The following is a 9,377-nucleotide window of genomic DNA, read 5'->3' as shown; positions in this document are numbered from 1 at the left end:
GACCGCGAGCGCAGCCACCGTGCCCACCCCGCCGGAGCGCACGAGGGCGCCGGCCCCTGGCGGGACGGCGTTCACGCGGCCGCCGGGACGGTGCTTATCCGGCCGCTGCGCCGTTCGCGCTGCCCTCCGGGGCGCCGTCCGCCAGCGCACCGGCCACGAGGGCGCCGGTCGCCGCGCCGGCAGCGGCGCTCGAGCCGTTGCGGCCGGCGATCCCGTCCAGGAGCCCGTTGAGGTCGACCCCGGTGGCGTCGCGCAGCATCGTCTGCAGCTGGGCGAAGTTGTTCGTCACCGTCTTGGGCAGCGCCCCGGCGCCGTCGGTCGACACCACCGTCAGCTTGTCGATGGCCGCCATGGGCGAGGCCAGCTCGCGCGCCACCTGCGGCAGCACCTCGACGAGCATCTGCATCTTGGCGGCCTCGCCGTACTTGCCGAGGGCGTCGGCCTTGGCCTCCATGGTGCGGGCCTCGGCCTGGCCGCGGGCCAGGGTCGCTGCCGCCTCCGCCTCGCCCTCGAGCTTGGTCGCCGCGGCGATCGCCGCACGGCGGTCGCGCTCGGCCTCACCAGTGAGCTTCGCGGTCTCGGCCTGGGCCTGCGCCTGGGCGACCTTGGAGTACTTGTCGGCGGCGGCGTTCTGCTCCGTGGTGAAGCGGGCGGCCTCGGCGTCCTGCTGCGCGGCATACCGCTTGGCGTCGGCGGGCTTGCGCACCTCGGTGTCGAGCTGGCGCTCGGTGAGCTCGGCCTGGCGCTCGGCGACGAGGCTCTGCGCGGTGAGCACCTCCTGCTGCTTCGCGGCGGCGGCGAGCGGACCCGCTGCGGCTGCGTTCGCCTGGGCCGCCTCGGTCTCGGCCTTGATCTGGGCCTCGCGCAGCGCGAAGTCCCGGCGGGCGACGAGGACCTCCTGCTGCGCGGCGAGCTGGCGCTGCTCGGCGTTGCGGGTGGCATCGGCCTCGGCGATCTTGGCGTCCTGCTCGACCCGGGCGGCCTCGGGGCGGCCGAGGTTGCGCAGGTAGTCGGTGTCGTCGTTGATGTCGAGCACCTGGAAGTTGTCGAGCGTGAGGCCCTGCCCCGTGAGGGCGTGCTCGGTCACCTCGGCGACCTGGGCGCCGAGCGCGGCGCGGTCCCGGATGATCTCCTCCACGGTCAGGGTGCCGACGATGCTGCGCAGGGCGCCGGACAGGGTGCGCTCGGTGAATGCCGTGATGGCGCCCTGCTGGTTGCCGAACCGCTGGGCCGCGGCGCGGACCGCCTCCTCGGTGCCGCCGACCTTGACGATCGCGATGCCGTCGACGGTGAGCTTGATGTTGTTCTTGGACACCGCGTTCGGGACGCGGAGCTCGATCTCGCGGCTGGACAGGTCCATCACCGACATCTTCTGCACGACGGGCAGGACGAAGACGCCGGCGCCGATGACGACCTTCTGGCCGGCGAGGTCCTCGCCGCTGCTCTTGCGTCCGGTGATGAGCAGGGCCTCGTTGGGCTTGGCGACCTTGTAGCGGGAGACGACCGCGAGGACCGAGATGATGACGAGCGCGACCAGGGCGACGACGCCGAGGACGACGGGGCTGAGACCGAACACGTTGGGCTCCGTTCTGGGTGGTGAGAGGTGTCAGAGGGCGCGGACGCGCACGGACGAGCTGGACAGGGAATCGGTGACGAGGACGTCGGACCCCACCGCGATCGCGCCTGACTCAGAGCGCGCGTTGTACTTCTGGCGGTGGCCGCCGACCCGGACGAGGACCTCGCCGTAGGCGTCGTCGGCGATGGCGCTGACGACGACGCCGCGAGCGCCGACGAGGTCGTCGGCCCCGGGTGCCCGGTCGGTCGGGGTGTTCTTCACGACCCTGGTCGTCAGGCCGCCGACGGCGCCGATGGCCGCGCCCGCGACGACGCCGACCACGACGGCGAGCGGCAGCGAGGCGCCCATGCTCCTCGCGATGCCGCCGACGATGCCGAATGCCGATGCGAAGCCGGCGACGGCTGCAGTCGAGAGGAACCCGCCGGTGAAGTCGATCCCGTCGAGGACTCCGTCGAGCAGCTCGCCGACGACGAAGGTGAGGAGGAACAGGGCGACGCCCACGCCGCCGACGATCCAGAACGCGAGCACGGTGGTCCTCTACGGGTAGGGGCCCCAGCGTCGCGCTGGCGGCCGTGGAGTCGTTGTGACGTCAGGGATCCCGCCCGCGTTCCACACCACGAACCCGGCCCGCGCACCGCGCGTCTCCCCCACGCCCGACGCCCTGGCCTGCCCTTCACCTCAGGCGGCGTCGGTGCAGACCGTACGCGGTCTGCACCCCTCCGCGCGGCATACCGACAACAACTTGCATTGAGTGCAACTAGGTTCCTACGCTTTCCCGGTGACCACCACCTCCGTCGACGGGCGCAGCGTCCTGCGCGCCGAGCGGCGGCAGGCGATCCTCACGGCCACCCGCGAGCTCGTCGCGTCGGCCGCCACGACCCACATCACCGTGGAGCAGGTCGCCGAACGGGCCGGGGTGTCGCGACGCACGGTCTTCAACCACTTCGGCTCCTTCGACGCGCTGCTCGTGGCCGTCTGCGAGGAGGTCCTCGCCGACGTCACCGCGCAGGTCCTCGACGACGTCGCCCGGCGCACCCGCAGGGGCGAGGCCTCAGACCAGCGGAACCCGAACGCCTCGCTCGATGCCCTGTGCGAGGCGGTGCGAGGGGCGGACCTGCCGACGGCCATGGTGTCGATCGACCGCCTCATCGGCGGGTTGGGCGGCGACGAGACGAGGGTCGAGGCGATCTCGCAGTCCGCCCTGGACCAGGTCGGCCGACGGGTCGCCACAGCGGTCCTGAGCGCCGACCCCGGCCTCGACCCGCTCACCCTCGACCTGACCGTCGCGTTCCTCATGAACGGCGTCGGGGTCCTCGCGCACCGATGGCTCGAGCAGTCGGGGGCGCGTCTCACCCCCGCCACGCGCGGGGCCTGGACCCGTTCCATGTCGCGCCTGCTCCGGCAGATCCGCTCCGGCTACACCACCGCCTGACCCGAGAAGGAAGACCGAACACCCATGGCTGAGCTCCTCTACCGCGTCGGCCGGTTCGCCGCGCGTCGCCACTGGACCGTCCTGGGCCTGTGGCTGCTGGCCCTCCTCGTCGGGCTGGGGACGTTCCTCGGCTTCTCGGGACCGGTCAGCTCGGCCATCACCATCCCGGGAACTCCGACCAGCGCCGTCGCCGCGCAGCTGGCGAGGGACTTCCCGGACGCGAGCGGGGGCTCGGGCAGCCTGGCCGTCACCACCGAGGACGGCGCCCCGTTCACGGCGGCGCAGAAGGACGGCGTCGCCCGGCTGCTCGCGCAGGTCGGAACGGTCGACGGCGTGCGGAGCGCAACCGACCCCTTCACCACGCAGGCACAGCTCGAGCGCAGCGCCGCCCAGCTCGTCGCGGGCCGCACCCAGCTCGACCAGGGCCGGGCCGCCCTCGCCCAGGGTGAGCAGAAGCTGGCCGAGCAGCAGCGGCAGCTCGACCAGCAGCGCGCCGCGGCCACGGCCGCCGGGGCCCCCGCGAGCGCCGCCGCGCGGTTCGACGCCGCCCAGGCCCAGCTGGACGCGGGCCGCAAGGAGCTGGAGGCGCAGCGCGCCACGCTCCAGGCCAAGGCGGCGCAGCTCGCCGACGGCGCGCGGGTCGCCGACCTCGCGTCCGGGTTCCGCTTCGTGTCCAAGGACGGCTCGGCGGCCATCGCCCCGGTGCAGTTCGACCTCCCCACCAACGAGGTGCCGGCCGGGACCAAGACAGCCATCGAGACGCTCGTGGCGCGCGCGGGCATCGACGGGGTCGCCGTCTACCCGTCGCAGGACATCTCGCAGACGGTCCCGTCGGTCCTCGGCCCGGGGGAGGTCGCCGGTGTCCTCGTGGCGGCCCTGGTCCTGGTCCTCATGCTCGGGACCCTCGTCGGCGCTGCGCTGCCCCTGGCCAGCGCCCTGCTCGGCGTCGGCGTGGCGACGCTGGCCGCGATGTCGTTCTCAGGGGTCGTGGACTTCCAGTCGGTGACGCCGGTGCTCGGGGTGATGCTCGGCCTCGCCGTCGGCATCGACTACTCGCTGTTCATCCTCAACCGGCACCGGACCCAGCTGCGCCACGGGATGGGGCTGCACGGGTCGATCGGCCTGGCCAACGGGACCTCCGGCAACGCCGTCGTCTTCGCCGGCGCCACCGTCATGGTCGCGCTGCTCGCCCTCAACATCACCGGCATCCCGTTCCTGGGCCTCATGGGCACGGTGGGCGCGGCCGCGGTCTTCGTGGCCATCGTCGTCGCGACCACCTTCACGCCTGCGATGCTCTCGCTGGTGGGTATGCGGGTCCTGCGCCGCCGCGAGCGGGCCCACCTCCCTGGGACGGCCGGGGCCCCCGGTGCCGACGGCGCGGCCGCGGACGGGCACGGTGCGACCGAGGCGTCCGCAGCAGCTCACCGGCCCCCGCAGCCGCCGGTCCGCCCGATGCGCACCAGCCGGGCCCTCGTCACCCTGGTGGTCGGCGTGGCCGCCCTCGCGGTCGTGGCGCTGCCCGCACTGCAGATGCGGCTCGGCCTGCCCGACGGGTCGAGCCAGCCGCGGGAGACCGCGGCCTACAAGGCCTACACGCTCCAGGCAGACCGGTTCGGCGACGGGTACAACGGGCCGCTGCTGGTCGTGGCCGACCTGCCCCGTCCCGTGGCCCAGGACGGTCTCACCGCCGAGCAGGCCGCCATCGGGCAGGCCATCCGCGACACCGGTGACGTGGTCGCCGTCGTGCCCGTCAGCGCCTCGCGGGCCCGTGACGCGCTCGCCTTCCAGGTCATCCCGAAGGCCGGCCCCAACAGCGAGTCGACCGCGACGCTCGTCCAGTCGCTGCGCGCCCTCCGGCCGCGGACCACGGACGGCGGCCCGGTCACGCTCGGCGTCGCCGGCAACGCCAGCGCCAACATCGACGTGTCGCAGAAGCTGTCCGACGCCCTCCCGCTCTACCTGGTGCTGGTGGTCGGGCTGTCGCTGGTCATCCTCGTGCTGGTGTTCCGCTCCCTGCTCGTGCCCCTGACGGCCACCCTCGGCTTCGTGCTCTCGCTGCTCGCCTCGTTCGGCGGCCTCACCGCGATCTTCCAGCTGGGCTGGCTCCCAAGCGTCTTCGGCGTTCACGACCCGGGGCCGATCCTCAGCTTCCTGCCCATCATCGAGACGGGCATCCTCTTCGGCCTGGCGATGGACTACCAGCTGTTCCTGGTGTCCGGCATGCGCGAGGCCTGGGCGCACGGGGCCCCGCCGCGGGTGGCCGTGCAGCGGGGCGTGCACGCCGGGCGGGCCGTCGTCACGGCGGCCGCGATCATCATGACCTCGGTCTTCGCGGGCTTCATCTTCTCCCACGACGCGACGATCAAGCCGATCGGCTTCGGGCTCGCGTTCGGGGTGCTGCTCGACGCCTTCGTGGTCCGGCTGATGCTCGTGCCGGCGATCATGCACCTGCTCGGCGGGGCGGCGTGGTGGCTCCCGCGCTGGCTCGACCGCCTCCTGCCCGACGTCGACGTGGAGGGTGCCCGCCTCGAGCGCGAGCACCCACTGCCCGACGCCGACCCGTCGTCCGACGACACCCCGGACGTCGTGGCCGCGGCGGACGCACCGCGCGGCTGACCGAGGGTCTCCGCGGCGCCGGGCCTGCACGGCGCTGCCCCCGAGCGGGACGGGTCAGGCCTCGTCGGAGCCCTGGAGCGCGGACACCGTGAGGAGGGCGAGCGCGGCCGTCCACGCCAGGGGTGCCACGGATGCGGGTCTGCCGTCGTGGAGCACCTTCTCGGGCAGGGAGCCGGCCGCGGTCCGGTGGCGGTCGAGCCACCCGAGCAGGCGGGTGGCTCGCTGGACCTCGCCGGCCTGCGCGTGGACGAGCGCGAACAGGGCGGTCTGGGGGGTCCAGCTCACGCCGTCGGACTGCCAGTCCTCGCCGGGCGCGAGGCCGCCGGCCGGGCGCTGGAGCGCGGCCTCGGCGCGGTCGAGCGCGGCCCGCACCGGCGCGGGCGGCGCGTACACGGCATACGGGGGGAAGAGGAAGGCGACCGAGGCGTCGAGGGCACGGCCACCCAGCTCGCGGGCGTAACCGGTCACGGCGAAGCGCTCGGACACGACGCGCGAGACGGCGTCGGCCGCGACACCGCCCCGGTCCGCCGCGGCGTGGTCGCCGAGCGCGTCGAGCAGGCGGACGGCGTGCGAGAGCCCCGCCCACACCGGCGCCGCGATCCCGAGGGTCAGCACGTCGGTCGGGAGCTCCCAGTAGTCGGGGGTCACCGGCGGGAGCCCGTCCGGGCCGAGGTTGTCCACGAGCACGGCAGCGCTGCGCCGCACCAGCGGCTCGAGCCCGCGCAGGACCCGTTCGGCGTCGGCGCCCGGCTCGTCGAGCAGCGAGGACACCGCCCAGAGCGCCCAGGCGGCACCGTCGAACTGGCGCGGGCGGGCGTCCGGCGAGCGGCGGGTGACCGCGTCGTACCGGGCCTCGAACCAGCCGTCCGCCCGCTGCACCTCCTGCAGGAAGCGCAGCTGGGCCACCCCGGCGTCGAGGAACCCGCAGCGGGCCAGCGCCACGGCGACGTGCGCGCAGTCGCGCGGCCAGACGTAGCGCCACGGGGAGGTCCAGCCGGCCACGGCCGCCGGGAGGCCGTGGCCGAGCACGCGCAGGTCGAGCAGTGCCGTCCGGGTGACCTCGGACCACCGGCCGGTCGCGCGCGTCCAGGCGGCGGCCGACCCGAGGAACTCGGCCTCGTCGTCGACGAGGCGCGCCGGGGAGCGATCGGTGCGCAGCACCCGCGTCCCCTCCACGAGCAGGTCGGCGCGCCCGACGGGGACCGGGGTGCGGGCGCCGGCCTCGCCGAGGGCGACGGCCTCGCAGTACAGGGGCAGGTCGCGGCGTCCGGCCCGAGCCTCGAACAGACCGAACGCGGCGGCGGCCGCCGCACCGACGCCGCCGGCCAGCACTGCGCGCCGCGGCACGATCCCTGCAGGGCCCACCCGGGCAGGCTATGCCGGGTCAGCCCGGTTTCCGAGGGCCTCCACCCTGCCCGTCCCGCATGCCGGTCGTCCGGCCCGGTCGGCCCCGGCGGTCAGGTGGCCCGCGCCGGCAGGGCGCTGGCGTCGTCGGCCCCCGCTGGCGGGCGCGGCGACCTCAGGCGGTACGGCGAAGGGGCGCCTGGGTGAGCACCTCGGCGGGCAGGAGGAAGACGGCTGCGTCGCACACCGAGCAGCACAGGCCGGGGTGGCCCTCGTCGTCCACGGGCAGGAGCAGCTGCTCCCCGCCGCAGTCCTCGCACCAGGCCTGGACCGCGTGCAGCAGGAGCACGTCGGCGAGCGGTTCCATGCCACGAGGGTGGCACGTCCCGCACGGGTCGCCGCGGACCCACGCCGGGCCTGCGGGGCGCCGCTCAGTCGTCCTGACGCGGGCCCGGTGCGGCCTCCCGGGCGCGATCGGTGAAGACCAGGTCCGGGACGACCGGCTCGTCCACCCCGGGCGGCGCCGGGACGTCCGGCGTCACGGGCGGGAAGGTGGTCCCATCGGGCTGCAGGTGCGACTCGTAGGTCTCCATGAGTCTCTCCGTTTCCTCGGCTCACCCTCCACCCTGCCCCCGCGGCGTGACCGACGCCACCCCTGTGACCTGCGGTGATGCTGTGGATGCCCTCAAGCGGAGGGTGCCGGTGCGCGCGGGTGACGCGGTTTCCCCGCGACTGCGTCCGGTCGTCCGGGGCGCCCGCACCACCGGTTTGTCGGGCGCGCTCGAGGGCCGGGCCGGATTTGCCCGATGGACCCCGGATGTGGTGCCCTCGGGTGTCGCGCCATCGGGCGCCTCGTGGAGCAGGGCCCGTGGCCGGCCGTTGGGGCCAAGACAGTTCGTCGACCCCTCCTGGAGGACCTGTGAAGTTCCGACCCCCGCTCCTGCCTGCCGTCGCGGTCACCGCCGTGGCGCTCGTCGCCGCCCTCGCGGTGCACGACACCGTCCGGACGTCCGACCAGCAGCTCACCGCGGCCACCAAGGTCGTGGCGACCACCGGCGACGCCACGTCGGTGACGGACAGCGGGGCCGTGCTCGGCGGAACGCTCTCCAGCTCGCCCGGGTCCACCTCCACGGCGACGTTCCAGTTCGGCACGTCCACGGCATACGGCTCGTCCGCGGCGGCGCAGGCGTCCGGCAAGGGTCGCACGCTGACCGAGTCGGCGACGCTGGCCGGCCTGGCGGGCGGGACCACGTACCACTACCGCCTCGTCGCGAAGACCTCCGCGGGCACGGCGTACGGCGCCGACCGCACGTTCACGACGACCCCGCAGCCGTCGTCCACGTCCACCACGACGTCCACGGCGACGTCGTCCCCGACCACGTCCCCCACGGCGACGCAGACGTCCACGAGCAGCACGTCGACCAGCTCGACGACCAGCCCCAGCTCCTCGACGACGTCGAGCACGACCACGAGCGCGCCGGCGCCCGTGGGGTCCGTGTGCACGAACCCGTACTTCACCACCAGCGACCCCAACGGCGGCGTGACGGACGGGGGGTTCTACGTCCACAACAACCTGTGGAACGCCGCGAAGTACCCCGGTACCACCGGCACCACCTCGGTCTGCTCGTTCCACTCCTGGAACCACGTCGCGTCGGCGAGCAACGCCAGCGGTGACGGTGCGGTGAAGACCTACCCCAACGTCCACAAGGACTACTCCGGGCGCACCATCGCCAGCTTCCCCAAGCTGGTCTCGTCGTTCGCCGCGACCTCGCCGAACGTGGGGATCTACGACGTCGCCTACGACCTGTGGCTCAACGGGGTCCCCAACGACGAGGTCATGATCTGGACCGACAACCACAACCAGGTCCCCGCCGGGAACCGGTTCGCCACGGGGGTGTCCCTGGGCGGTCACACCTGGGACGTGTACGCCACCAGCGACAACGGGTACATCGCCTTCGTCCCCTCCGGCGGTGCGCGCCTGACCTCAGGCACCGTCGACATCAAGGCCATGCTGGACTACCTCGTGTCGCTGGGACGGGTCACGAACGGGTCGGCCGCGACGGTGGACCAGGTCTGCTACGGCGTCGAGGTCGTCGACACGGGCGGGGCCCCGGCCACCTGGCAGTTCACCGACTTCTCCCTCACCGACTCCTGAGGCGCGTTCTGCGCGCTCCCGGGCCGGCGTCCCCCTACCCCATCGCGGGCCGGGTCGGCTCGGCCCGCTGGTGGAGCGTCGTCGAGCCGTTCTGGTGATGGTCCACGCCCTCGTGGCGGTCGGACCATGGCCGGAGGGACACGAGAGGACGACGACATGGGGCGTACGAGCAACGGCAGGGGCCTCCGGCTGGGGCTGACGGTTGCGGGGACCGTCGCCGGCCTCGTGGCGGCTGGTGCGGCACCCGCGGGAGC

General features: G+C 74.1%; 8 protein-coding genes. 3 read left to right on the top strand and 5 right to left on the bottom strand.

What is annotated here, in order from left to right; translation table 11 throughout:
- Positions 1–94 precede the first annotated feature (94 nt).
- Positions 95–1,576 carry a flotillin family protein gene (locus ACFUC1_RS19225; RefSeq protein WP_379122682.1) on the bottom strand — a complete coding sequence of 494 codons (1,482 nt, stop codon included), beginning with the start codon at positions 1,574–1,576 and terminating at the stop codon, positions 95–97.
- A 30-nt stretch (positions 1,577–1,606) separates the two neighbouring features.
- Positions 1,607–2,104, bottom strand: coding sequence for an NfeD family protein (locus ACFUC1_RS19220; RefSeq protein ID WP_379122680.1), 498 nt, complete (start codon positions 2,102–2,104; stop codon positions 1,607–1,609).
- 250 nt (positions 2,105–2,354) lie between these two features.
- On the opposite strand from ACFUC1_RS19220, the gene ACFUC1_RS19215 reads away from it, so the two are divergent.
- Entirely contained in the window at positions 2,355–3,008 is a 654-nt protein-coding gene (locus tag ACFUC1_RS19215) for a TetR/AcrR family transcriptional regulator (RefSeq protein ID WP_379122678.1), read from the top strand.
- A gap of 24 nt (positions 3,009–3,032) precedes the next feature.
- On the top strand, positions 3,033–5,624 hold the full coding sequence (locus ACFUC1_RS19210) for an MMPL family transporter (RefSeq protein WP_379122676.1): 2,592 nt from the start codon (positions 3,033–3,035) through the stop codon (positions 5,622–5,624).
- Between the two features lie 54 nt (positions 5,625–5,678).
- Here ACFUC1_RS19210 and ACFUC1_RS19205 read toward each other — a convergent pair whose 3' ends face one another.
- From ACFUC1_RS19205 to ACFUC1_RS19195, 3 genes are all read right to left on the bottom strand, one after another.
- The gene (locus ACFUC1_RS19205; protein ID WP_379122674.1) at positions 5,679–6,989 is read right to left on the bottom strand and encodes a hypothetical protein; all 1,311 of its coding nucleotides are present in this window, start codon (positions 6,987–6,989) and stop codon (positions 5,679–5,681) included.
- A 154-nt stretch (positions 6,990–7,143) separates the two neighbouring features.
- Positions 7,144–7,335, bottom strand: a complete 192-nt coding sequence (locus ACFUC1_RS19200) for a hypothetical protein (protein ID WP_379122672.1) — start codon at positions 7,333–7,335, stop codon at positions 7,144–7,146.
- Positions 7,336–7,399: 64 nt separating this feature from the next.
- Positions 7,400–7,561, bottom strand: a complete 162-nt coding sequence (locus tag ACFUC1_RS19195) for a hypothetical protein (protein ID WP_379122670.1) — start codon at positions 7,559–7,561, stop codon at positions 7,400–7,402.
- Positions 7,562–7,887: 326 nt separating this feature from the next.
- Here ACFUC1_RS19195 and ACFUC1_RS19190 point away from each other — a divergent pair, with 326 nt between their 5' ends.
- Complete coding sequence (locus ACFUC1_RS19190; RefSeq protein WP_379122668.1) at positions 7,888–9,123, top strand: hypothetical protein; 1,236 nt, start codon at positions 7,888–7,890, stop codon at positions 9,121–9,123.
- Positions 9,124–9,377 lie beyond the last annotated feature (254 nt).

The sequence above is a fragment of the Pedococcus sp. NPDC057267 genome, assembly GCF_042668795.1.
Lineage (GTDB): Bacteria > Actinomycetota > Actinomycetes > Actinomycetales > Dermatophilaceae > Pedococcus.
This window is presented reverse-complemented; position numbering and strand designations above follow the sequence as displayed.